The sequence below is a fragment of the Lysinibacillus sp. OL1 genome, from assembly GCF_004332175.1.
Classification (GTDB): Bacteria; Bacillota; Bacilli; order Bacillales_A; family Planococcaceae; genus Lysinibacillus; species Lysinibacillus capsici.
The window spans coordinates 225,336-249,311 of the sequence record NZ_SJDS01000006.1; the positions used below are offsets into that span (position 1 = coordinate 225,336).

General features: G+C 37.4%; 21 protein-coding genes and 1 riboswitch. Of the genes, 19 read left to right on the plus strand and 2 right to left on the minus strand.

Annotated elements, in window-relative coordinates:
* The 5 genes from EW028_RS13225 (at position 1) to EW028_RS13245 (ending at position 5,765) form a co-directional block, all read left to right on the plus strand.
* The gene (locus EW028_RS13225) at positions 1–1,674 is read left to right on the plus strand and encodes a GNAT family N-acetyltransferase (RefSeq protein ID WP_131521203.1); all 1,674 of its coding nucleotides are present in this window, start codon (positions 1–3) and stop codon (positions 1,672–1,674) included.
* Positions 1,655–2,401, plus strand: a complete 747-nt coding sequence (locus EW028_RS13230) for a hypothetical protein (RefSeq protein ID WP_227744941.1) — start codon at positions 1,655–1,657, stop codon at positions 2,399–2,401. Before EW028_RS13225 ends, EW028_RS13230 begins: the two co-directional genes overlap by 20 nt.
* A gap of 4 nt (positions 2,402–2,405) precedes the next feature.
* Complete coding sequence (locus EW028_RS13235) at positions 2,406–3,398, plus strand: polysaccharide deacetylase family protein (RefSeq protein WP_131521204.1); 993 nt, start codon at positions 2,406–2,408, stop codon at positions 3,396–3,398.
* A gap of 377 nt (positions 3,399–3,775) precedes the next feature.
* Positions 3,776–4,762 (plus strand): agmatinase family protein, encoded by a 987-nt coding sequence (locus EW028_RS13240; protein WP_227744942.1) that lies wholly within the window; start codon positions 3,776–3,778, stop codon positions 4,760–4,762.
* Between the two features lie 115 nt (positions 4,763–4,877).
* A complete protein-coding gene (locus EW028_RS13245) occupies positions 4,878–5,765 on the plus strand; it encodes a 5'-3' exonuclease (RefSeq protein ID WP_193767380.1) in 888 nt (295 codons plus the stop codon).
* 90 nt (positions 5,766–5,855) lie between these two features.
* On the opposite strand, the gene EW028_RS13250 is transcribed toward EW028_RS13245, so the two are convergent.
* Both EW028_RS13250 and EW028_RS13255 read right to left on the minus strand, forming a co-directional pair.
* A complete protein-coding gene (locus EW028_RS13250) occupies positions 5,856–6,359 on the minus strand; it encodes a C39 family peptidase (RefSeq protein ID WP_131521207.1) in 504 nt (167 codons plus the stop codon).
* A 56-nt stretch (positions 6,360–6,415) separates the two neighbouring features.
* On the minus strand, positions 6,416–6,760 hold the full coding sequence (locus EW028_RS13255; RefSeq protein WP_081010969.1) for a thioredoxin family protein: 345 nt from the start codon (positions 6,758–6,760) through the stop codon (positions 6,416–6,418).
* 353 nt (positions 6,761–7,113) lie between these two features.
* Here EW028_RS13255 and EW028_RS13260 point away from each other — a divergent pair, with 353 nt between their 5' ends.
* The 14 genes from EW028_RS13260 (at position 7,114) to EW028_RS13325 (ending at position 23,965) form a co-directional block, all read left to right on the plus strand.
* On the plus strand, positions 7,114–9,498 hold the full coding sequence (locus tag EW028_RS13260; protein ID WP_131521208.1) for a 3-hydroxyacyl-CoA dehydrogenase/enoyl-CoA hydratase family protein: 2,385 nt from the start codon (positions 7,114–7,116) through the stop codon (positions 9,496–9,498).
* A 49-nt stretch (positions 9,499–9,547) separates the two neighbouring features.
* Positions 9,548–10,720: an acetyl-CoA C-acetyltransferase gene (locus tag EW028_RS13265; RefSeq protein WP_131521209.1), complete on the plus strand. Its 1,173-nt coding sequence runs from the start codon at positions 9,548–9,550 to the stop codon at positions 10,718–10,720.
* 126 nt (positions 10,721–10,846) lie between these two features.
* Positions 10,847–12,631: an acyl-CoA dehydrogenase family protein gene (locus tag EW028_RS13270; protein WP_131521210.1), complete on the plus strand. Its 1,785-nt coding sequence runs from the start codon at positions 10,847–10,849 to the stop codon at positions 12,629–12,631.
* Between the two features lie 184 nt (positions 12,632–12,815).
* Positions 12,816–13,172, plus strand: a complete 357-nt coding sequence (locus tag EW028_RS13275) for an arsenate reductase family protein (RefSeq protein ID WP_131521211.1) — start codon at positions 12,816–12,818, stop codon at positions 13,170–13,172.
* A gap of 81 nt (positions 13,173–13,253) precedes the next feature.
* The gene (gene gcvH / locus EW028_RS13280) at positions 13,254–13,634 is read left to right on the plus strand and encodes a glycine cleavage system protein GcvH (RefSeq protein WP_004228227.1); all 381 of its coding nucleotides are present in this window, start codon (positions 13,254–13,256) and stop codon (positions 13,632–13,634) included.
* A gap of 91 nt (positions 13,635–13,725) precedes the next feature.
* Entirely contained in the window at positions 13,726–14,067 is a 342-nt protein-coding gene (locus EW028_RS13285) for a toprim domain-containing protein (RefSeq protein WP_004228229.1), read from the plus strand.
* Between the two features lie 14 nt (positions 14,068–14,081).
* Complete coding sequence (locus tag EW028_RS13290) at positions 14,082–14,393, plus strand: thioredoxin family protein (protein ID WP_036078640.1); 312 nt, start codon at positions 14,082–14,084, stop codon at positions 14,391–14,393.
* A gap of 56 nt (positions 14,394–14,449) precedes the next feature.
* Positions 14,450–14,553, plus strand: a riboswitch (SAM riboswitch).
* A gap of 82 nt (positions 14,554–14,635) precedes the next feature.
* On the plus strand, positions 14,636–15,664 hold the full coding sequence (locus EW028_RS13295; RefSeq protein WP_131521246.1) for a methionine ABC transporter ATP-binding protein: 1,029 nt from the start codon (positions 14,636–14,638) through the stop codon (positions 15,662–15,664).
* A complete protein-coding gene (locus tag EW028_RS13300; protein WP_131521212.1) occupies positions 15,654–16,322 on the plus strand; it encodes a methionine ABC transporter permease in 669 nt (222 codons plus the stop codon). The genes EW028_RS13295 and EW028_RS13300 overlap by 11 nt, the downstream gene beginning before the upstream one ends.
* Before the next feature lie 68 nt (positions 16,323–16,390).
* Positions 16,391–17,242 (plus strand): MetQ/NlpA family ABC transporter substrate-binding protein, encoded by an 852-nt coding sequence (locus EW028_RS13305; protein WP_131521213.1) that lies wholly within the window; start codon positions 16,391–16,393, stop codon positions 17,240–17,242.
* A gap of 212 nt (positions 17,243–17,454) precedes the next feature.
* Positions 17,455–18,327 (plus strand): response regulator, encoded by an 873-nt coding sequence (locus tag EW028_RS13310; RefSeq protein WP_131521214.1) that lies wholly within the window; start codon positions 17,455–17,457, stop codon positions 18,325–18,327.
* Positions 18,324–19,367, plus strand: coding sequence for a HEAT repeat domain-containing protein (locus EW028_RS13315; protein WP_131521215.1), 1,044 nt, complete (start codon positions 18,324–18,326; stop codon positions 19,365–19,367). The genes EW028_RS13310 and EW028_RS13315 overlap by 4 nt, the downstream gene beginning before the upstream one ends.
* On the plus strand, positions 19,368–20,789 hold the full coding sequence (locus tag EW028_RS13320) for a glycosyltransferase family 2 protein (RefSeq protein WP_131521216.1): 1,422 nt from the start codon (positions 19,368–19,370) through the stop codon (positions 20,787–20,789). It abuts the gene before it with no gap.
* Positions 20,786–23,965, plus strand: a complete 3,180-nt coding sequence (locus EW028_RS13325; RefSeq protein ID WP_131521217.1) for a hypothetical protein — start codon at positions 20,786–20,788, stop codon at positions 23,963–23,965. The genes EW028_RS13320 and EW028_RS13325 overlap by 4 nt, the downstream gene beginning before the upstream one ends.
* The last annotated feature ends 11 nt before the right edge of the window (positions 23,966–23,976 follow it).

A 23,976-nucleotide genomic window follows, 5' to 3' on the forward strand; every position in this document is an offset into this window, starting at 1 on the left:
TTGCAATTAATTCGCATTAGAACTGATGATGAGCTTATGTGGTACAAGGAAATTTGGGATGCCATTTTAGAAGAAGAGAACAATGATAATCCATTTATAGAATTTGCGTGGTTTTATAATTGGTGGCAAATTGTAGGTCGGAAAGAGCGGGTAGAGCTTTATGCTATTGAGCATGATGGGACAATTAGGGCTTTTTTTCCTTTTACAGTGTCTATTTGTTGGGGGATAAGAGTGTATACTTTTGCGGGTGAAAACATCGCCAATTATACAGAGGTTGTGGCTAAAAAGGAATGGTTACAGCAAGTTACAACCTTTGTGTTTGATGAGCTAATTAAAAAGCATCGGCATATTCTTTTTTCCTTGCATGGGTTATTAGAAAGTAAGGTGTCTACTAAAATCTTAGAGCAATACTTTGTAGAACGACAATTACGAACAAGCCTATTCCGAGTTGTGACACCCTATCTTGCTTTTTCAGAAATAGATTTTCAGCGCCATTTCAATCAACGTCGAAAAATGCATGGCGTTGATCGACGAGAACGAAAACTAAGAAATTTAGGCTCCTTAGAAAGACGTGAGCCTTCACAGGACGAGCTTTGGCAAATGTTTCGATTATTTGATCGGCGATGGGCAAAAAAACTAGATACAAGTGGCTTTACAAAAGGCAAGAAAAGAGATTTTTTTGAGCGTTTAACGATGCTTAAAGGTGAGGCGTTACAGGTAGAGGTCGATGCACTTGTCTTTGAAAACCAGTGGATTGCTTTTACCTATGGATTATGCTGTCGTGGCCGCTATGTAACCTATGCCCTTGCACATGAGCCAACTTTTAATTTATTTGGTGCTGGTCGGATAGTCACTCAGGAAGCCATCCAGCGAACGTTTACTGCTAACTATCGCTTATATGATATGAGCATAGGCTATGAGTCTTATAAATTTGATTGGCGCTCAGACATTGATTTTACAAGACAGATGCTTGCTAGCAGCGGTACGAAACGTACAAATCTACTGGCAGGTTTTTTATCGTTAAAGCAAAGGCTCAAAGAATTTATGAAAGGGAACCAACGAGTCGTAGATTGGAAGCGTAACACACTGGGCCATTTACGATACTTAGTAAAGTATGGAAAGGTAAAAGATTGGCTAGAATATGGACAACAATTCGTAGAAAAATTTATTCGTTTGAAACAAGTGGAGCTGTATGAATTATCCCCATCAGAGGACATATCACCACAGCAACCTGTTGGAAACTTATTTGAAGAAATGTCGATTCAGGAAGCGATGCAGCTTGATCAGGAAGAAGTCATGGCCCTCCTTTATAAGGGCTATACGATTTATAAAGACTCCTTTGCGGAAACGAATAAGCTTGCGTTTGCATTACATGCTACAAACTGGCGGGTGGATTCAATGCAAATTGTAGAAGCCTTACCGAAACAAACCTATTTTTTAGCCTATGATGTTTTCAAACAAATCGATATTATTACAGCTTTTTTACGGAAAATAAAACCAGCACAAACATTGTGGGTAACGGTAAGTTTTTGGCAATGGCGCAAGCGCAAGCGCTTAGTACAGCTAGGCTATAAACCTATTTCTCGAATGAAACATTATAAAATTGCTCGTTTTGAGCGACACCGTGTAGAAAAAAATACAGAGAGTGGGGGCGATGTACATTCTGTCCATTAAAAGTAAGCGATGGAATATCGCAATGCAGCATTTTTATTTTCTCGAAAAGCCAGCCAATTTTCGAAAGTCTATGAAAGTTGTAGGCTATACGCATTCATTAGTACCAAGTCGGAAGCTTGTAAAAAGCGAAACGATCCACATTTATTTGCAAGAGCATGAGCTTTCATTGTATTTAGCACTGTCTGAAGGTAATCGTAAAATCTTACGACGTGCCCAAAAAGAATCCTATCAAGTCATTTTGTATAAAGAGCCATCCATAGAAAATTTGAAAGCCTTTCAGCAATTTTACAATCAGTTTGCCAAAAGAAAAAAAATTGAAGCAATCGGCAAGTCGCAAATGGAAACCATTCTGCTCCTTAATGAACAGGGCGCCTTATTATTATCGGAGATCCAGAGTTTTTGTGGACAGACATTATGTTATCGATTAGATATTGTGCATGAGAAAAAAGCGATGTCTTATTTCGAGGCAACGTGTCATGCAACCGCATTACCTGCACAATTAAAACGACCTTTCCGTTATGCAAATCGGTTTTTAATTTGGCATAACCTGCTACACCTAAAGGAGCAAGGTTTTGACTTATATGATATGGGAGAATTAACGGACAATCGAAATGTACGAGCCTTTAAATTAAGCTTTGGTGGCCAGGTTGTTCATGTTTACTCAGGCTACATTATCCAATCAAAAATACGTGCACTACTATTAGGTGTGCAAAAATGGAGGAAGTAGCAACATGAATGGTGGGGGTCTCGTTATTTCATTAGATTTTGAGCTGAATTGGGGTGTCCATGACGTATTTCGTTATGGCCAATACAATAAAAACCTATATGGTGTCCGTAAAGCCTTGCCCAGGATATTAGCGTTATTTGAGCAATATGACATCCATGCAACTTGGGCTACAGTTGGATTATTGTTTGCTGAATCAAAGGCAGAAATGGCTCATTATTTGCGAGGTATCCCTGTGAAATATGAAAATATGCGCTTTGCAGCACATACACAGCTAGCAAAAGTTGGCGAAAATGAACAAGAGGATCTACTGCATTTTGGTAAATCTTTAATAGAGGAAATTAAACGTACACCACATCAGGAAATAGGAAGTCATACCTTTTCTCATTTTTATTGCTTGGAGAAGGGCCAAACAGAAGCTGCCTTTTGTGCAGATTTACATGCAACCAAAACAATTAGTGACGGTTATACTGCGCCCATGAAATCCATAGTCTTTCCTCGTAATCAAGTAAACAAAGACTATTTAAAAGCATGCCTAGAAGCGGGGTATGTTTGCTATAGAGGCACCGAAAATCATGTGCTATATGATGCACAAAAGTTTACGAAAAAGGGAAGACTTTTAGGTGCTAAGAAGTGGTTAGATAGCTATTGGAATATAACTGGTCATCATTTCGCCACCCTGGAAGAAATGCAAGAGGAGCAACTGATTAATATTCGATCAAGTGCTTTTTTAAGGCCATACTGTAGTCCATTGCGTATATTCGAAAATTTAAAAGTAAAGCGAATAAAGGAAGGTATGCTCAAGGCTGCACAGGCACAAGCCTTTTATCATTTATGGTGGCATCCTCATAATTTTGGCAAGCATATTGATAAGAATTTGGCGATGCTAGAAGAACTATTAAGTTATCATCAAGAACTGCGTAGCCAATATAATTTTCAAAGCTATTCCATGTATGAGGTAGCAGAACTTTGCGAAAGCCATTCGAAACAGCAAAAGTAGTCGAAATGGAAGGGGACTCTGCTTGATAAGAGGGATTTCTGGACGAAGAGTTGACCTAAGTGTTGTCAAAAATAACGGTCGCTATTTGAAGAGTATTTGATAAAAGCAGGTTGAAACCAGCTCACAAAGCAGAGAAATGACATAACCCTAACCTAAATACATGCAATTTCTGAGCAAACTGATTACAAGTTTGCTTTTTTTGTTTGATCAAAAGAATATTTTCAATATAAAAGGAAAAAAGAAAATCTTTGACGAAAATCATTGTACGAATGGTACTATTATTATAAAGAAAATATGTTAGGACATTTATAGGGGAGCACCAATTGATTTAGGTCAATTGAACTTGAATGGAAAAGAGAAGAAGGTGGTAGATGAATATGTTTATACAATCAGAATGCCAATGGAAGCAGGAAAATGGATCAGCGATGCATCAGTGGATAAAGCAGCAAACAAATCCGAATCCGAATGAGGTGGATATTGTCGTATATGGCGCTCTTTTATCATATCCCAATGGTGCGTCGTCAAAAGCGCAATACCCAACAGCCTTTCGTAAGGCTTGGCCAGGTTTTCAATCGTATAATTTAGATGAGCAGGTGAATTTACGTGCCCTTTCAGTTGCGGATATCGGGGATGTGGCGATTCTAGAAAATGATCGAATGCTTTCTGAATCTGCCATCGAGGCTGCTGCGGAAAATTTAAGTATAGCCTTTCAAAAAAGTTTTACTTGTTTGATTGGGGGAGATCATACTATTACCGCGCACTCCATAAAAGGTATAAAAAATGCTTTCCCACAGGATCGCATTGGCATCATTCAGATTGATACGCATTTAGATGCAAGGAACCAAGAGGAAATTGGTTTAGCGCAAGATTCTCCAATTCATCAGTTAATTGCAGCAGGGGTTGTGGAGGGGAGACATGTCTATAATGTCGGTTTGCATGGCTTCTTCAATTCACCCGAAATGATTCATTATGCTAAAGAACAAGGCATCCATATGATTACGTTAAAGCAAATGCGACGTGACGGTATTCAACTCACGATACGTGAAATGCTGCGTCAGCTTATGTATGAAGTAGATCGCATTTATGTGTCAGTGGATTTAGATGCACTTGATATTGTATTTGCCTGTGATGTTCCTGCAGCATCACCTGGTGGTTTAACGGCTTATGAGTTATTTGATATCCTCAAGCTTATTGGTGAAAATGAGGGTGTGCGTCATATTGATTTTGTTTATGCTGATCCTAAAGAAGGTATACTACGTCCAGAAACTGTTAAAATCGGTGTAACCGCATTTTTACAATGGTTAACAGGCATTCAGCTAGATCATCGCAATCGTATCTCGAAAAAAGGAAAGGTTATGTTGTAAAGCAAGTGTATTTCCGAGTATTAACAATGCTGATTGTTAAAAGTTTGCTATAATGTTTAAGTAGAAAACAATAAATAAATACAAACTTTGTATTGTAATAGAGAGGAAATTTATGATGACAACAAAACCAAGATTATTGATTGTCGACGGTATGGCACTGTTATTCCGTTCTTTTTTCGCTTCGGCTGCCATGGGGCATTTTATTCGCTTGGCAGATGGAACACCAACGAATGGAGCCCAAGGATTTGTGCGACATGTTCTAACAGCACAAACTATTATGAAGCCAACACATATGGCTGTTTGCTGGGATATGGGCGCACATACATTCCGCAATGATTTATTTGATGGTTATAAAGCGAATCGCCCAGCACCTCCAGAGGAAATGCTACCACAATTTGATATGGCGAAAAATTTATCGCAGCAAATGGGCTGGCAAAATTTCGGGGTGAAGGGCATGGAGGCAGATGATTTAATTGGCTCCATGATAACGAAATGGCAGGACGAGGCAGACATTACGGTCATTAGTGGTGATAAGGATTTACTTCAGCTTTTAAGGCCATCTACAGAAATTGCGTTTATGAAAAAGGGCTATACAGAATACGATATTTATACACATGCTCGCTTTAAAGAAGAATATTGTATTGAACCTTCACAGTTTGCACAGGTGAAAGCCTTTATGGGTGATTCAAGTGATGGCTATCCAGGTGTGAAAGGGATTGGCCCTAAACAAGCGTTAGCGCTTATTCAAACATATGGCTCAATAGACAAAATACTGGCATCGATTGGTGAATTGAAGCCAGGCCAAAGAACAAAAATCCAAGATAATTTAGAAATGTTGCAGCTATCACATGAGCTTGCAACAATTCAAACCAATGTACCAATTGATGCTGATTTTACGAGTCTTGTGGTACCAACGTATGAACCACATATTTTTAAAGCAATAGAAGAGCATGGCTACACGCTAATTGCCAAGCATGCCCGTTCTTTATATTCGCTTATTTAATCAATCATCGCAGAGTATAGTCATATGCTCTGCTTTTTTTATTGTAAGGAAAAGAATAAAGATCAAATAGAAGGCTAATTGATCTTTGCTCTAGTAAGGAACCATTTTCACGAAGGATAATACCTTTTCGTTGTCTTTATAGAGAGCCTGACGAATTTGACTATCACGTTGTGGGCCACCATTATCATGAAATATTAGCCATAGCTCATCATTTTTTATCTCATACCCAATAAGCGGTACCCAATGATAAGCAAAGGTAGATTTTTTATCTCGCCACTGAAGGCTTAAATAACGATCAAAACGCATAGCAACTGGTCGACCTGCGTCAATTTCCTGTAGAGCTTCCTTTAATGAACAAGTTCGAATATCCCACGTTGGAAGCAATTGACGAAGATTGTGAATCAGTCTCCATTTGAATAAGCCAATTTTTGTACCACCAAGCAGTTTATATAGCTCATTAATGGAAGGAGTTGACTCATTTAAAAATTTTAAGATGACATGAATCGTAGTAGGTCCACAGGCAGAATTGCGATAGCTTGGTGCAATGGAAATCTCATATTGTGAAGCCCCTCGTAGTGCCAATTGTTGACGCATAATAAACTCCTTTCAAAAAGAGCTGCATTTCAAGAAGAAATGCAGCTCTCTCGCCATTATTGTTGAGCAGATAAAAATTCTGTTACTTGTTGAGGTGTTTTTGCATTTGCACTATGTAAGTGTGCAAGTTTTTCACCATTTTGGAAAATCAATAGACTTGGAATTCCCATAACATCGTACTTATCAGCGATTTCTGGAAGCTCGTCTCGGTTTAGCTCATACCAATCATATTGGTTGTACTCTTCAATGATTGGATCGATAAACATATTCATACGTGTGCAATCAGGGCACCAGCCAGCATAAAATTTCACTAAAACTTTTTGGTCGCCAGCGATTAATTCGTTAAATTGTTCTGCAGTAGTAATAGTTTTCATTAAGTATTCACTCTCCTTGCTTTCCATTCTACACATTTTTCTCGCAATCTGAAAGTTTTCTGTTTGGCCGTTTCAATCGCTACCTCTTGTCCTCTTTTAGCTCGTTAAAAACAAAAAAAGATGTATACTGCAAAAATAATTCTTGAAAAAAGATTGCTAAATTAGACAAAATAATCTACACTAAAAACAGAAAAGTAGTTTTATCTTCATTCATTGAGAAGTGTCATTTTGGAGCGAAGATAAACCTTAGTCGTGCTTGGTTGAGTGGAGGGAATTTCATTCAACAAAAGGACAAAAAATTCACTAAGGAACACTTGATATTTTTTTGGCCAAAAAATGAATGGCTATTCATTCAATGGGAGAATAAGGGGGAATTGCTTGTGACTTACAACATTAAAAAAGCAGCTGTTCTAGGTTCTGGGGTGATGGGCTCTGGAATTGCAGCACATTTAGCAAATATCGGTATACCAACATTACTATTGGATATAGCACCGAAGGAACTGACGCAAGAGGAAGAAGCAAAAGGCCTTTCTTTAGAGCATCCAGCTGTTAGAAATCGTATTGTAAACGGAGCTTTGCAAAAGTTATTAAAGCAAAAGCCAGCACCACTTACTTCTAAGAAAAATTTATCACTACTATCAGTTGGCAACTTTGAGGATGATTTAGGGAAACTAAAAGATGTAGATTGGATTATTGAGGTTGTTGTAGAAAATTTACCAATTAAACAAAGTCTTTATGAAAAAATTGATGCGGTTCGTTCACCAGGAACAATCATTAGTTCAAATACATCTGGTATTAGCATTAATGCGATGGCAGAGGGACGTTCAGATGATTTTCAAAAGCATTTTCTTGGCACACATTTTTTCAACCCACCTCGCTATTTAAAGTTATTAGAAGTGATTCCTGCCAATACAACTGCACCTGAAGTAGTTAGCTTCATGAAAATGTTTGGGGAAGATGTGCTTGGTAAAGGAGTTGTACTTGCAAAAGATACACCAAACTTTATTGCCAACCGCATCGGAACATATGGTTTACTTATCACTTTACAGGAAATGTTAAAAGGTGGTTACTCTGTTGGTGAGGTAGACTCTGTAACAGGTCCGCTTATCGGCCGTCCAAAGTCTGCAACTTTCCGTACGCTAGATGTAGTTGGTTTAGATACATTCATTCATGTAGCGAAAAATGTTTACGATCAAACAACAGGTGAGGAGCAGCAAGTATTTGCAGTACCTGAATTTTTACAAAAAATGGTCACAAACGGTTGGTTAGGAGCAAAATCGGGTCAAGGTTTCTTCTTAAAACAAGGAAAAGAGATACATGAGATTGATCCAGCAACCTTAACGTATAGTCCAGCCAAAAAATTAAAAACACCTTCTATCGAAATGGCAAAACAAACTCGTGGATTGGCCAATAAAGTGAAGGCGTTAACCTATGCAAAGGATCGTACAGGCGAGCTATTATGGGGGATTTTTGCACCAACGCTCCTTTATTCTGCACAGCTACATGGGGAGATTGCAGATGATATCGTAGCCATTGATAACGCGATGAAATGGGGATTCGGCTGGCAACAAGGGCCATTTGAGATTTGGGATGCTATAGGCGTAAAAGATTCTGTGGCGAAAATGGAGGCTGAGGGCCGAGAGGTACCTGCTTTTGTCAAAGAGATGTTAGCAAATGGCGTGGAGACATTCTATACAGAATTAGACGGAGATTTAGCTTACTATAATGGATCACAATATGTGAAAGTGCCAGTCAATGAAAAAGAGATTAATTTAAAAAGTTATAAGAAAAAGCATGGTGTGATTAAATCAAACACAGGTGCTAGTTTAATAGATTTAGGGGATGGAATTGCATTACTGGAGTTCCATTCGCAATCCAATGCAATCGGCTTGGATATTATTCAAATGATTAACTTTGCGGTAGATGAAGTAGAGGCTAACTATAAGGGCTTAGTCATCGGTAATCAGGGGAAAAACTTCTGTGTTGGGGCAAATCTAGGAATGATTTTGGTAGAAGCACAGGATGATAATATATTTGAGCTAGATTTCGTCATTAAAGCATTCCAAGATGCTATGCAGAAAATTAAATATTCACGTAAGCCTGTTGTAGCAGCACCGTTTGCCATGACATTAGGCGGGGGAGCAGAGGTTTGCTTACCAGCTGCACATATTCAAGCAACAATGGAAACATATATGGGCTTAGTGGAAGTAGGGGTTGGATTAATCCCAGGTGGTGGCGGAAATAAAGCGCTCTATCAGAAATTCCTAAAGGGCTTACCAAATGGCGTAGAGGTAGACTATCAACATATTGCTAATAAAGTATTTGAAACAATTGCGATGGCGAAGGTTTCAACATCTGGTGAGGAAGCACGTGAAAATAATTTCCTAAACTTTGCGGATGGTATTTCAGTTAATCCAGATCATCAATTGTATGATGCGAAGCAGGCGGCATTAGCACTTTATGAAGCGGGCTATCAACCACCTGTACCAACAAAAGTGCCAGTGGTCGGTGCATCAGGCTATGGTACATTACTCATCGGTGCGCAAGGAATGTTTGAGTCAGGCTTTATTAGCGAACATGATTTAAAAATTGCTAAAAAATTAGCTTATGTTATTGCAGGTGGAAAGGTTCCGTACGGCACATTAGTCGATGAGCAATATTTATTGAACTTAGAGCGTGAGGCATTCCTTAGCCTTGTTGCTGATCCGCTATCACAGCAGAGAATGCAACACATGCTGTTAAAAGGTAAACCACTTCGTAACTAATTGACGAAATAGATCAATCTTGCACATGAAACAAAGGGGGATTAATACGATGCGTGAAGCCGTTATTGTAGCAGGAGCACGAACTCCAATTGGAAAAGCAAAAAAAGGTTCTTTAGCAACAGTAAGACCAGATGATTTTGGTGCTGTTGTAGTCAAGGAAACATTGAAAAGAGCAGGCTATGAAGGGCCAATTGATGATTTAATTTTAGGCTGTGCAATGCCAGAAGCAGAGCAAGGAATGAATGTAGCACGTAGTATTGGGGCACTTGCTGGATTACCAGATACAACGCCTGCTTTGACAATCAATAGATTTTGCTCATCAGGTTTACAGGCAATTGCTTATGCAGCAGAGCGAATTATGCTAGGACACTCAAAGGCTATTCTTGCTGGTGGTGTAGAATCCATGAGTATGGTGCCGATGGTAGGGAATACACCACGTTTAAATCCGACTTTAGCAGAAACGGCTCCACAGTATTATATGGGCATGGGGCATACAGCTGAGGAAGTAGCTCGTCAATATAATGTTAGTCGTGAAGACCAAGATGCTTTTGCTGTTCGCTCGCATGAGCTTGCTGAAAAGGCAATTAAAGAAGGTAAATTCAATGATGAAATTGTACCAATTGAAGTGGAACAGCATTACGTAGACGATAACAATAAAGCACAAGTGAAAAAATTCACATTCAGTATGGATGAAGGTGTACGTCCAGGTACATCAGTTGAAGGTTTAGCCAAACTACGTCCAGCTTTCCACGTAAAAGGCAGTGTAACGGCGGGCAATGCCTCTCAAACTTCTGATGGTGCAGCAGCTGTACTAGTAATGGATCGTGAAGAGGCTGACAAGCAAGGACTGACACCAATGGCAAAATTCCTAGGCTTTGCAGTTGGCGGTGTACCTCCTGAAGTAATGGGTATCGGGCCTATCGTGGCAGTGCCAAAAGCGTTGGAAATTGCAGGTTTATCCATCGAAGATATTGATTTATGGGAAATCAATGAAGCATTTGCTTCACAGTCATTACAGGTGGTACGTCATTTAGGCATCGACCAAGAGAAAGTCAATGTGAATGGTGGAGCGATTGCATTAGGTCATCCTCTAGGCGCAACGGGAGCTATTTTAACATTAAAGCTAATTCATGAATTGAAGCGTCAAGGGAAGAAATATGGTGTAGTGACAATGTGTATTGGTGGCGGCATGGGTGCTGCTGGCGTATTTGAAATTCTATAATTTTTGCTAGATCAGCTTGAGGTGTACTGTTTACGGTTGCCTCCGAACATTGTATACGTCAAGCTTTTCTATACATGATCATTAGGGGAATCAACTAACAAAAAGATATATTGGGAGGAATTAATCATGACTGAAAAAACAACTGATTTCATTAAAGGCGGCGGATTTCTTATTGAAGATGTGGAATTAGATCGTGTATTTACACCGGAAGATTTCACTGACGAGCATAAAATGATTGCTAAAACAACAGAGGAATACGTTACAAATGAAGTTTTACCAGTAGTGGAAAATTTAGAGCACCATGAATTTGAGCATTCAGTGCGTCTCCTAAAAAGTGCAGGCGAATTAGGCTTACTTGGAGCAGATGTGCCTGAAGAATACGAAGGGCTAGGATTAGACAAAGTTTCTTCAGCTTTAATCGCTGAAAAAATGTCTGTTGCAGGTGGTTTCTCTATCACACATGGTGCTCACGTTGGTATTGGGTCATTACCAATTGTTCTATTCGGTAATGAAGATCAAAAGAGAAAATATTTACCTAAGCTTGCTTCAGGTGAATTAATCGCTGCCTATGCATTAACAGAGCCAGGTTCAGGTTCAGATGCTCTAGGTGCAAAAACGACTGCAAAATTAAATGAAGCTGGAACACATTATATTTTAAATGGTGAAAAACAGTGGATTACGAATGCAGGCTTTGCTGATGTATTTGTGGTCTACGCAAAAATTGATGGCGATAAATTCTCCGCCTTTATCGTAGAACGTGCCTACAATGGTGTTTCAGTTGGTCCTGAAGAAAAGAAAATGGGGATTAAATCATCATCAACGCGTACATTAGTATTGGAAGATGCGGAAGTACCTGTAGAAAATCTATTAGGTGAAATTGGTCGTGGTCATATTATTGCGTTCAATATTTTAAACATTGGTCGTTATAAACTAGGCGTGGGCACAATTGGCGGATCGAAACGTGCATTGGAGTTAGCTATTCAGTATACAAACCAACGTCAGCAATTTAAGACAAAGCTTTCTGATTTCAATCTGACAAAAGAGAAATTATCAACGATGGCTTCTCAATTGTATGCTTCAGAATCATTAAACTATCGTACTGTGGGTCTATTTGAGGATCGTTTAAGCCAATTAAGCCTAGAAGAGCAAAAGCAAGGTAAAGTAATTGCAGGAGCGATTGCTGAATATGCCATTGAATGCTCTATTGCTAAAGTATTCGGTTCAGAAACTTTAGACTATATTGCTGATGAAGCTGTCCAACTTCATGGCGGTTATGGCTTTATGGCTGAATATGAGGTAGAGCGTATTTACCGTGATTCTCGAATTAATCGAATTTTTGAAGGTACAAACGAAATTAACCGCATGATTGTACCTGGCACATTTATGAAAAAGGCGCTAAAAGGTGAGCTACCATTATTACAAGTTGCCCAAAATTTACAGCAAGAGCTGCTTATGCTAATGCCAGAAGATATCGGTACAGAGCCGTTAGCACAAGAAAAATATTTAGTGAAAAATGCCAAGAAGATTGCTGTATTAGCTGCAGGATTAGCAGCACAACGCTTTGGTGCAAAGCTTGATCAAGAGCAAGAAGTATTGGTAAACATTGCGAATATAGCTAACCAATTATTTGCAATGGAATCAGCTGTCTTACGTACAGAAAAAGCAATTGCTCGTGACGGTGCTGAAAAAGCACATCAAAAATTGCTATACACACAAATTTTCTGCCAAGAAGCATTCTCAGAAATCGAAAAAGAAGCAAAAGACACAATTCTTGCTTCAGCGGATGGCGATGCAGCCCGTATGACATTATCTGCACTGCGTAAGCTAACACGTAATAATCCATACAATTTAATTGCGAAGAAGCGTGAGGCTTCCGTTAAATTAATTGATGCTGAAAAATATATTGTATAATAGTGCAAATTTAACCTAGCTATCTGCAAAAGATAGCTAGGTTTTTTTATATGAGATGGATAATCGTAAAAGGAGCGGATAAATTTGCACAACTGGTGGATAAACTTACAAAAAAGAGTGAAGTTCACCATTGAAAACAACTATGATGGTATACTACAGAAAAAGACAGAAGAGGAGCATTGTAATGACGATTCAATTTTTCCATTATCCGAAATGTACAACATGTAAAAAGGCACAGAAGTGGTTAAATGAGCATGAGGTTGCCTATGAAGAGGTACATATCGCAGAGCAACCTCCCACTAAAGAAGAATTAACAGCTATTTGGCAAGCTAGTGGACAGCCTTTGAAGAAATTTTTTAATACCTCAGGCATGAAATATCGTGAGCTTGGCTTAAAGGACAAGTTAGCGGAAATGACGGAGGATGAGCAGCTTGAGCTACTTGCTTCAGATGGCATGTTAATGAAACGTCCCATCGTGACAGATGGAAAAAAAGTTACTTTAGGTTTTAAAGAAGTAGATTTTGAGCAAGCTTGGAAATAACCGTATTAAACCTTGTATTTATAGGAGAAGTATGGCACACTGAAAGTGAATATATTACATATTTATGGAGGGGTTTTTTGCATGAGCACACCTAAAGACTTACGATACTCTGAAGAACATGAATGGGTAAAAGTAGAAGATGGAAAAGTACGTATTGGTATTACTCACTTCGCACAATCTGAATTAGGAGATATCGTATTCGTTGAGCTTCCACAAGTTGGCGACGAAATCAAAACAGATGATCCATTCGGTAGCGTAGAATCAGTAAAAACTGTTTCTGAATTATATGCACCAATCTCAGGTACTGTAGTGGAAGTAAATGCAGATTTAGAAGATAGCCCAGAATTCGTTAATGAATCACCATATGAAAAAGCATGGATGATCGTTGTTGAGCCTGCTGACGCATCAGAAGTTGAGAAACTAATGACAGCAGAGCAATACGAAGAAATGATCGCTGAATAAGACAAGCTATAATCGAAAAACGTCGGAAACTACCGGCGTTTTTTGTTATATAATGACTTATAAGTGGGGATCTCTAAATGGAGGTGGCGTAATGTTCGAGGGAAAATGCTTGATAGTAGAAGGACGCTCAGATAAGCTACAAATTGAGCCTATTTTGAATGAGAATGTTACAATACTATGTACGAATGGTACAATTGGTGTGCATCAATTAGAAGAACTACTGGATCCCTATGAGGGCTGTGAGCTATTTACTTTTTTTGATGCAGATACTTCTGGCGATAAGCTACGTGCATTAATGGACAGACATTATCCAGAAGCTGAGCATCTGCGCACAATGCCAACATATAAGGAAGTAGAAACGACACCAAGAAAAGTGCTAGCGATGATTTTACTGCGAGCACATTTTTCAATCCATAATGAATATATTTTGTAAGGTTGCGTGAGTAAATGGAAGAATGGTCAACAGAGCAGTGGGAAGCGGCTAAACAGTCAGGAGAGAAAACTGCATTTTATTTATATACACCGATGTGTGGAACATGTGCAGTGGCATCTAAAATGATGTCCATTATTGAACAATTACTGCCACAGCTACAAATTGGTAAAGCAAATATCAACTTTTTGGAACACATTGCTTATGAGCATCAAATTGAAAGTGTTCCATGTCTACTCATCAGTGATGGCGGAAAAGTGACAGAAAAGATTTATGCTTTTCAATCCGTACCATTTTTATATGAATTGTTAAAAAAATCAATTGACTGAACTTTACTAGCGTGGTAAAGTATCAAATATATTACTAAAACATTAAATATATCGAACTCTTATGAAGAGTGGCGGAGGGAAGTGCCCTATGAAGCCCGGCAACCATCACAATGTGAAAAGGTGCCAAATCACCCAAAGATTTTTCTTTGAAAGATGAGAGAACGGTTTAACGTATTATACGTGACCCCTTCTACTTGTCTGTGAGTGAAGGGGTTTTCTATATGAGAAAAGGAGTATTCGCTATGATCCAGCTTCAAAATATTACAAAGAAATACAAAACAGCAAATGGCGAATTAACGGCAGTCAAAGACGTCAACCTTACTATTAATAAAGGTGAAATTTTTGGCATTATTGGCTATAGTGGTGCTGGTAAAAGTACCATGATTCGTTTATTAAACGGTTTAGAGAAACCGACAGCAGGAACAGTAACGGTGAACAATCAAGAATTTTCATCGATAAAAGGGCAAAAGCTTAGAGCGGCTAGACAAAAGGTAAGTATGATTTTCCAGCATTTCAATTTACTTTGGTCTAGAACAGTTGCCGAAAATATTGCATTCCCTTTAGAAATCGCAGGCTTCCCAAAGGCTCAACGTGAAGCACGTGTGAAGGAATTAATTGCCCTTGTAGGCTTAGAAGGGCGCGATAAGGCATATCCATCCCAGCTTTCTGGTGGACAAAAGCAGCGTGTAGGAATTGCACGTGCATTAGCGAATAATCCAGAGGTTTTACTATGTGATGAGGCGACATCGGCACTCGATCCTGAAACAACGGATGCTATTCTTGATTTACTCGTTGATATAAATGAACGCTTAGGCTTAACTATCGTCCTGATTACCCACGAAATGCATGTCATTCGCAAAATTTGTCATCGTGTAGCAGTGATGGAGGCAGGCGAAATTGTGGAACGTGGTGAGGTATTGCAAGTCTTCCAAGCCCCACAGGCGGCTATTACTAAGAAGTTTGTATCTCAAATTACAGACACTAAGGAAACACAGGATACGGTAGCACAAATTAAAACAAACTATCCAACTGGACAACTTGTCAAACTTATTTTTGTTGGTGAAAAAACAGAACAGCCAGTCATCTCACATCTTGTGAAACAATTTGATGTAGAAGTAAGTATTGTTCACGGAAATATTTCACAAACAAAAAATGGTGCATATGGTACATTGATTGTGCAAATTGATGGCTCTCAGAAAAACGTCACTGAAGCCCTTCGTTATTTAAATACAGTGGAAGTACAGACGGAGGTGATTGAAAATGCTAACTAATCTCTTTCCGAATGTAGACTGGGAAAATATGTGGCAAGCTACGTATGAAACTTTATACATGACAGCTATATCAACGGTTGTGACATTTATTCTTGGGTTAGTCATTGGTATTGTTCTATTTTTAACTAGTCCCAATCAGTTATGGGCAAATAAAATCGTTAACTTTTTAACGGGATCACTCGTTAATATTTTCCGTTCCATTCCATTTATCGTATTAATTATTTTATTAATTCCATTTACGAAGTTGTTACTAGGTACAATTCGTGGTGCCAATGCGGCGTTACCTGCTTTAATTATCGGTGCAGCACCGTTTTATGCTCGTATGGTATTAATTGCGTTACGTGAAATTGATAAAGGTGTCATTGAAGCGGCTCGTTCAATGGGAGCGAAAACTTCTACAATTATTTGGAAAGTATTGGTTCCTGAATCATTACCAGCTTTGATTTCTGGTATCACCGTAACGGCTGTTGCTCTTGTAGGTTATACAGCGATGGCAGGAATTATTGGTGCAGGTGGTCTTGGTAACTTAGCTTTCTTAGACGGCTTCCAGCGAAATCGCCAAGATGTGACATTAATGGCAACTATTTTGATCTTAGTAGTCGTATTTATTATTCAATGGATTGGTGATTTAATTACTGAGAAAATTGATAAACGCTAGCACGAAATTGAGGTTATTCCGGTTTTTACCGCTAACATATTTAAAACAAATAAAAGGGAGTGTCATAAATGAAAAAGTTATTAGCAGGATTATTTTTATCAATACTTGTACTAGCATTAGCAGCTTGCGGTACAGATAAAAAAGAAGATGAAAAATCAGCATCTGGCGATCAAACAGATAGTAAAGAAAACGTAACATTAAAAGTAGGTGCTTCTAATACACCACACGCAGTTATTTTAGACAAAGCAAAACCGATCTTAGCTAAAGAAGGTATTGATCTTGAAATTGAAACATATACAGATTATGTTTTACCAAACCAAGATTTAGAGTCAAAAGATATTGATGCAAACTATTTCCAGCATATTCCTTACTTAGAGCTACAAATTAAAGACAATGGCTATGATTTCGTTAATGCAGGTGGCGTTCACATTGAACCAATCGGTATTTACTCTAAAAAATATAAAACGTTAGAAGACCTGCCTGAAGGCGCAACAATTTTACTTTCTAACTCAGTATCTGACCATGGTCGTATGCTGTCATTGTTAGAGGCTAAAGGCTTAATTAAATTAAAAGAAGGCATTGATAAAACAGCAGCAGAATTAAAGGACATTGAAGAAAATCCTAAAAACTTTAAATTTGATGCAAATACTGCACCAGAAATGCTTGTACAAATGTACGAAAATGATGAAGGCGATGCAGTACTTATCAATTCTAACTTTGCCATCGATAACGGTTTAAACCCAATTGAAGATGCTATTTCTCTTGAAGATAAAGAATCTCCATATGTTAACATCATCGCTGTACGTGCAGGTGATGAAACAAAACCTGAAATTAAAAAATTATTAGAAGTATTAACATCTAAAGAAATCCAAGACTTCATTTTAGAAGAGTGGAAAGGTGCAGTAGTACCGGTAAAATAAGAATTAGAAATTTTATAAAAGGGTACATAAGTTTAACGACTTAGGTACTCTTTTTTATTTGTAGTTAAATTGATGAGAAACTATGTATTTTTTATGACGTCTATTTATGTTCAGATATTGTTTAGTCACATTTATTACTATAGTAATGTTGTTAATTTGCGAAATAAATGATAGAAAGTAATAATAAGAAAAAACTAGATGGAGTGATTCTAATGAATGATATAAAATTCACCCATGACATCATGCAAGAACATGAAGTAGAGCGCTACTTTAAAATATGGCGAGAAAGTGTGATTAGATCACGCCTTACTATAACAGCAGTCTTTTTAAAAACAGCTAATGCTACACAACTAAATGAAAATGTGAATGATCAAGTTACCTCGTTTTTACAATCAAAAATACGCAAGACAGACTTGCTTTTTCAATTATCCGATGGGGATCATTGGGGCATCTTCTTTTTACAAAGTAGTGATGTAGAAGCTAGGGCGTTTTTAAAACGAATATTTGCCATCTTAAAAGCAGAACGGAAGTTCCAACAGATTGCATTAAAGGCCTCTATAACAGAAATAAGAAATAATAACGTTATTTTTGAAGAGCTGTTAAATAAAAATAAACAGATGTTATCAGGGGATGAGCAATTAACATGGAGTATAGCAGAGGTAAAGGATTACTGTGAGCAACCAACTGAATTAGTGAAAGTTAGTATTATTGAGCAAAACGCCATTTTTAGACAAGTATTAGAGTCAACGCTTAACCAAATAAATATCCCTTATTTTTCTTTAGAGGTAAAGGTTTATGAGGATGGCTATAGCTTTTTGCAATCGGATGATTATAAATCGGGGCATATGCATCTAATTCTTATGAATGATATTTTACCGCTAAAAAATGGCTTAGAAATATTGCATATCTTACGACATATGCCAAATGAAAAGAAATTTATTATTTATATGATGTCAGAACGCAATTCTGAAGGGGCAGCGCTTAATGCTTATGAGGGCGGTGTGGATGAATATATTGTCAAACCATTTAATTTACGTTTGCTAGAAGCCAAAATTAAAAGAACGTTTGCGAGGTTTTGGTTATGATTAAGCTGACTATTTCGACGCTTTTAGCAATAGTTTCCTTCTTATTAGTTGTGCTCTTTATCTTTTTAATGTATTTACTTGTTCAGCGACAGCGTGAAAGCTATTTTGAAAAAGTTTGTGACCGTTATTTACAAAATTATTCTCAACTTTGGTATGATTACTTATTCAATAACGCATTTTTTAGTATCGTATTAGTACCTCGAGGAAGCCCCCAAGTAGAAGCTATTGAAAAAATTTTTTCATCCTATTTAAAGAATATAAGGAATGAACAGGTGGAATTAAAAATTAAACAATTCTCCAATCAATATTTAAAAGCATTCTACGAAAAAGATTTATCCAGTAGACGATGGAGTATTCGAATGAATGCCCTCTATCGAATTGCAGACTTACAAATAGATGAATTGCTAACGAAGTGCCAAGAATTCGAAAAAAATAACATTACAGATGAAGAACATTTCCAGTTATTAAAAATATACTCCCTTTTCCAACCAGATTTATTTATGGAGAAAATAAAAAATTCCAATGTAAATCACGCTGAAAGTGAATATAGAAGACTATTTGTATTATTAGATGATAATGTATTTACTCGATTTTTCCATGATTTTAATAGTTTGTCGGCTAATATGCAATTTGCAGTTATTGATACTGCTGCTGTAAAAAGAAATATGGAGTATTTGGATGAATTAAAAAAATTATTAGGCCATGATACACCAGAGATTAACATCAGAGCATTAAAAGGACTATATGAAATAGGAATTATTGATGAGGTGGATCCCTTTGTCCCTTTTGTGACTTCAGAAATGTGGGAAGCCAGGTTAATGGTTGCCAAAATTTTTAAGCATGTCCCACTTACTTACACTTATAGTTATTTAGAGCAGCTTCTTCAAGATGAGAATTGGTGGGTACGTTCCCAAGCGGCAAAAACGATTGTAGAAGATCGACATGGTATAGCTAAATTACAGCAATTCATTGAATCCTCAAATGACCAATATGCAGTTGAAATGGCCCAGGAAATTGCAGCTAGAAAAGAGGGGAAGTAAATGAAAATAATTGATTATTGCATGTTGTTTTTTGGAGGCATCATTTTATTTTATATGCTGTTCGTTATCGTTTCGTATTGTACAATGTTCATCATTGCAATGCTGGATTTAAGAAAACGCTATCGTCTTGATCTATCAGAGTATGATGATGCACATATAGATGCCCTTTATTCAAAACCGGTATCGTTACTTGTTCCTGCTTACAATGAAGAAGTAGGAGTTGTAGATACAGTTTATTCATTATTGAATTTACGTTATCCTCAAACTGAAATTATCATTATTAACGATGGGTCTACAGATCAAACCCTTCAAACGGTCATCGAACATTTTCAAATGAAGCCAATCAATAAAATTGTCCGAACTAATATCCCTACAAAAGACATTAAGCAAATATATGAATCTGAAATCTATAAAAATTGTATTTTAGTTGATAAAGAAAATGGTGGTAAGGCTGATGCACTAAATGTGGGTATTAATGTATCTCAATATCCGTATTTTTGCTCTATTGATGGGGACTCCATTTTAGATGAAAAATCCTTGCTGCGGGTGATGAAGCCTATCATTTTATCTGATGGTGAGGTCATTGCAGCAGGAGGTAATATTCGTATTGCAAATGGTGCAAAGATGCAGTTTGGCTCTATTTATGAGACTCAATTACCTAGTAATTACTTAGTAATCATGCAAGTAATCGAATATTTTCGGGCATTTTTAATGGGGCGAATAGCGTTAAGTAAATTCAATTTAGTCCTTATTATTTCCGGAGCATTTAGTGTTTTCTCTAAAAAATGGGCTGTTGAAGCAGGTGGATATTCAACCAATATTATTGGGGAAGATATGGAACTGGTGGTGAATATCCATCGACTTATAAAAGAAAAAAAAGAAAATAAGCGTATTGAATTTGTACCTGACCCAGTTTGCTGGACGGAAGCACCTCAAACATTAGGAGTACTACGCAATCAACGAAGAAGGTGGCATCAAGGGTTATTTGAAAGTCTATGGAAGCATAAAAAAATGACCTTGAATCCTAGATATGGAATGATTGGATTTCTTTCGTTCCCGTATTTTTGGCTAGTGGAATGTCTAGGGCCTCTTGTCGAGTTAGGAGGATATATTTATATTGTCATAGCCTTTTTCTTAGGGAAAATTTATTATGAGGTTGCACTCATGCTGCTACTACTATTCGTTATTTATGGTGTTATTTTTTCAATAGCGGCAATATTGTTTGAATCGTGGAGTATGAATACGTATCCGAAAAAAAGAGAGTTGTTACGCATGATTCTTTTAGCGTTTACAGAAATTTTTTGGTATCGCCCACTAACATTATTCTGGCGCTGTGAGGGATTACTTCGTTTTGTCTTAAGAAAAAGTGACTGGGGTAATATGAAACGTGTCGGCATTGCTGAAAAGGAGAAAAGTGTATGAAACGAATCTATATAGGGGTTATGGTCGTTCTAGTCCTCGTGATAATCCCTATTACATGGTGGTACTTAGAAGATGAAAAACAGCTTAATGTGGCCATTATAGATAAAACCGTTCCGAATGAGTCTTACCGAGAGCACTTAGGGGTGAATTGGTTTTTAAACCATTATAAATATAGATTAAATAATGAACCTTATGACGTAGAACGCGATTATTATGGTACGGTCCCAAACGATGAAACTAAAAGTGTTGTAGAAAAGAATTTACCAAAGGATTATAGGGACTATGATGTCATTTATTTGGCAGATACGTACGGAGTTTATAAAGATGATTTACAACAAACAAAACGTTTAGGTGAACGTTCTGAAAAAATTGTGGGGGGACTTGAACAAAAAGAATGGCAGGCAATCGTCGAACGCTTAGCCAGCAAAAAAAAGAGTATGTTAATAGCTGAGTATAACACGTTTGCTTCCCCAACATCAGGGGAAGTTCGTAAAGAATTACAGGATTATTTAGGAATCACATGGTCTGGCTGGATCGGGCGTTATTTCGATGAGCTTGATTATCATAAAAACATAGAGATACCGCAATGGGTGATCGATGAACATAGCGATAATTGGTCATATAAAGGTGGAGGCTTTTTACTATTTAACGAAATAACTGAGGAGCTCCTTGTTCTAGAAATGAACAAGCATGTTAAATCTGAAGGAATTCAAGTGCAGTTTACTGAAAATGGGAAAAAATTCTTTCATTCATCTGCACGGGCGCAATACGATTATTGGTTTGATATTATTACTCCAAAATATGCTGAAGATGCTCTTGCAAATTATAAATGGGATTTAACAAAAAAAGGAACAGAGCTGTTAAAGGATAATGGCATTCCAGAACAATTTGCAGCAATTGTAGGCCAAGATAAAAGCTACACATCTAGTTATTATTTTGCGGGAGATTTTAATGATATCGCACGGGTACCGAATATTTATAAAATAAAAGGGTTACCTACAATCTATAAATATGCTGAGAAGTATGCGGACAGTTCGTTTTATTGGTCCATTTACATCCCAGTAATGCATCAAATATTTGATGCATTTGAGCACAAAGAGGTTCAGGATACTGTAAATCATGAAAAATTAAACTATAATGCAAGGATTCAGGGACAATCTTTTGAGGTGCTAAGAGATGGCAAATGGGAACCAATCGTATTTAAGGGTGTCAATATCGGAATGGGGAAACCTGGCGCCTTTCCTGGAGAAGCAGCCATTACAGAAGAGGAATATTATCGATGGTTTAAACAAATAGCAGACATGAATGCTAATACGATACGAGTCTATACATTACATCCACCAGGCTTTTATAGAGCACTTGCTAAATATAATGAAGAACATCCAAAAAAACCATTATATGTTTTACATGGGGTTTGGATTAATGAAGAGGGCTTAGCAGGTTCATTGGACGCCTATGATAAAGATACGTTAGAAGATTTCCAATTAGAAATGAAACAAATGGTAGATGTCATTCATGGAAATATCTATGTGGAGCCTCGCCCAGGACATGCATCTGGCTTGTATGATATAGACGTATCAAAATATGTTATAGGATGGGTACTAGGAATTGAATGGTATCCACACATGGTTGTGGGAACAAATGAAAAACATGCAAATATTGGTCAATACAACGGTACTTTTTTTGAAACAAAGGGTGCCTCTCCGTTTGAGCATTGGCTAGCAGAACAAATGGATGTGGTGTCAGTTTATGAAAAGGAAAAATATAACTGGCTACGTCCAATGAGTTTCACGAACTGGGTCACAACTGACATTCTTGAACATCCGTCAGAGCCATCAGAGGAGGAAGATTTAGTAGGGGTCAATCCAAATGTTATTTATACAAAAGGAGAAATGACTGCGCCTGGACAATTTGCTTCCTATCATGTGTATCCTTACTACCCTGACTTCTTTAATTTCGATAAAGATTATTTAAATTATGTCGATTTCCGAGGGAATAAAAATAGCTATGCAGGTTATTTAAAAGAGCTCCATGAAGCTCATACTATGCCTGTTCTTATTGCGGAATTTGGTATCCCAGCATCACGTGGTAAAACACATGATAATGTATATGGTTGGAATCAGGGGCAAATGTCAGAACAAGCACAGGGAGAAACACTTCAACATTTATTTGAGGATATTATGCATGAAGGGCACCTGGGAGGACTTGTTTTTACATGGCAAGATGAGTGGTTTAAACGAACATGGAATACGATGGATTATGATGATCCGAATCGTCGACCATTTTGGTCCAATGCTCAAACAAATGAGCAACAGTTTGGATTATTAAGCTTTGATAGACTGAAGGTAAAAGTAGATGGAGAGACAACGGAATGGACGGGTAAACAGCTATATGATACTGCACCAAACAATCCAACAGATTTTGCAGTAGACTATGATGAGCGCTATTTGTACATTAAATTAAAAAGTGAGGAGTTAGCCAATACCTCCCCTCGCATTTTATTAGATGTTGTACCAGATCAAGGAAATACGTCTGCTACATCTATAAAAAATATGACGTTTTCAAATGGTGTTGATTTTATAGTTGAGCTCAATAAAAATGGTCAATCTAGGGTTGTTATTGATGAATACTACGATTTCTATGATTATTTATATGGCCACCGTTTAAATTTAATTGCTCCCCGAATGGCTAATACCATGAAAAATAGTGGAAAGTTCGCCCCTATTTACTATGTATTAAATAAACAACTATTTTTACCTGAGCAAAATAGAACGACTGATTTTAGTATCTACGAAACAGGAAAATTACTTCAAGGAAATGCTAATCCAGAAGCAAAAGATTATGATTCTTTAGTTGATTATTCTTGGACCGATGACAATGTTATCGAACTTCGCATCCCTTGGTTATTGATTCAAGCTAAAGATCCGAGTCAGCGTGAGTTTATAGGTAACCTGTATAAAGATGGCGATAAAGCGGCCGTTAAAGTAGACAATATTTATATTGGTGCTTTATTTGTAGATAAAGAAAACAACGTTGTTCAATCTATGCCAGCAGCTACTAATGGTATTTTACCATCACTGTCTGCTTATACATGGGAAACATGGCAAGTTCCAAAATATGAAGAGCGCTTAAAACAATCCTATTATATTTTACAAAAATTATTTAAATCATATTAAAGGAGCTAAGG

What these genes read in the sequence shown, in the direction of transcription:
- EW028_RS13230 (WP_227744941.1), top strand. Translation starts at nt 1,655, where the DNA reads ATGTACATTCTGTCCATTAAAAGTAAGCGATGGAATATCGCAATGCAG.
- EW028_RS13235 (WP_131521204.1), top strand. Translation starts at nt 2,406, where the DNA reads ATGAATGGTGGGGGTCTCGTTATTTCATTAGATTTTGAGCTGAATTGG.
- EW028_RS13240 (WP_227744942.1), top strand. Translation starts at nt 3,776, where the DNA reads ATGTTTATACAATCAGAATGCCAATGGAAGCAGGAAAATGGATCAGCG.
- EW028_RS13245 (WP_193767380.1), top strand. Translation starts at nt 4,878, where the DNA reads ATGACAACAAAACCAAGATTATTGATTGTCGACGGTATGGCACTGTTA.
- EW028_RS13250 (WP_131521207.1), bottom strand. Translation starts at nt 6,359, where the DNA reads ATGCGTCAACAATTGGCACTACGAGGGGCTTCACAATATGAGATTTCC.
- EW028_RS13255 (WP_081010969.1), bottom strand. Translation starts at nt 6,760, where the DNA reads ATGGAAAGCAAGGAGAGTGAATACTTAATGAAAACTATTACTACTGCA.
- EW028_RS13265 (WP_131521209.1), top strand. Translation starts at nt 9,548, where the DNA reads ATGCGTGAAGCCGTTATTGTAGCAGGAGCACGAACTCCAATTGGAAAA.
- EW028_RS13270 (WP_131521210.1), top strand. Translation starts at nt 10,847, where the DNA reads ATGACTGAAAAAACAACTGATTTCATTAAAGGCGGCGGATTTCTTATT.
- EW028_RS13275 (WP_131521211.1), top strand. Translation starts at nt 12,816, where the DNA reads ATGACGATTCAATTTTTCCATTATCCGAAATGTACAACATGTAAAAAG.
- gcvH (WP_004228227.1), top strand. Translation starts at nt 13,254, where the DNA reads ATGAGCACACCTAAAGACTTACGATACTCTGAAGAACATGAATGGGTA.
- EW028_RS13285 (WP_004228229.1), top strand. Translation starts at nt 13,726, where the DNA reads ATGTTCGAGGGAAAATGCTTGATAGTAGAAGGACGCTCAGATAAGCTA.
- EW028_RS13290 (WP_036078640.1), top strand. Translation starts at nt 14,082, where the DNA reads ATGGAAGAATGGTCAACAGAGCAGTGGGAAGCGGCTAAACAGTCAGGA.
- EW028_RS13295 (WP_131521246.1), top strand. Translation starts at nt 14,636, where the DNA reads ATGATCCAGCTTCAAAATATTACAAAGAAATACAAAACAGCAAATGGC.
- EW028_RS13300 (WP_131521212.1), top strand. Translation starts at nt 15,654, where the DNA reads ATGCTAACTAATCTCTTTCCGAATGTAGACTGGGAAAATATGTGGCAA.
- EW028_RS13305 (WP_131521213.1), top strand. Translation starts at nt 16,391, where the DNA reads ATGAAAAAGTTATTAGCAGGATTATTTTTATCAATACTTGTACTAGCA.
- EW028_RS13310 (WP_131521214.1), top strand. Translation starts at nt 17,455, where the DNA reads ATGAATGATATAAAATTCACCCATGACATCATGCAAGAACATGAAGTA.
- EW028_RS13315 (WP_131521215.1), top strand. Translation starts at nt 18,324, where the DNA reads ATGATTAAGCTGACTATTTCGACGCTTTTAGCAATAGTTTCCTTCTTA.
- EW028_RS13320 (WP_131521216.1), top strand. Translation starts at nt 19,368, where the DNA reads ATGAAAATAATTGATTATTGCATGTTGTTTTTTGGAGGCATCATTTTA.
- EW028_RS13325 (WP_131521217.1), top strand. Translation starts at nt 20,786, where the DNA reads ATGAAACGAATCTATATAGGGGTTATGGTCGTTCTAGTCCTCGTGATA.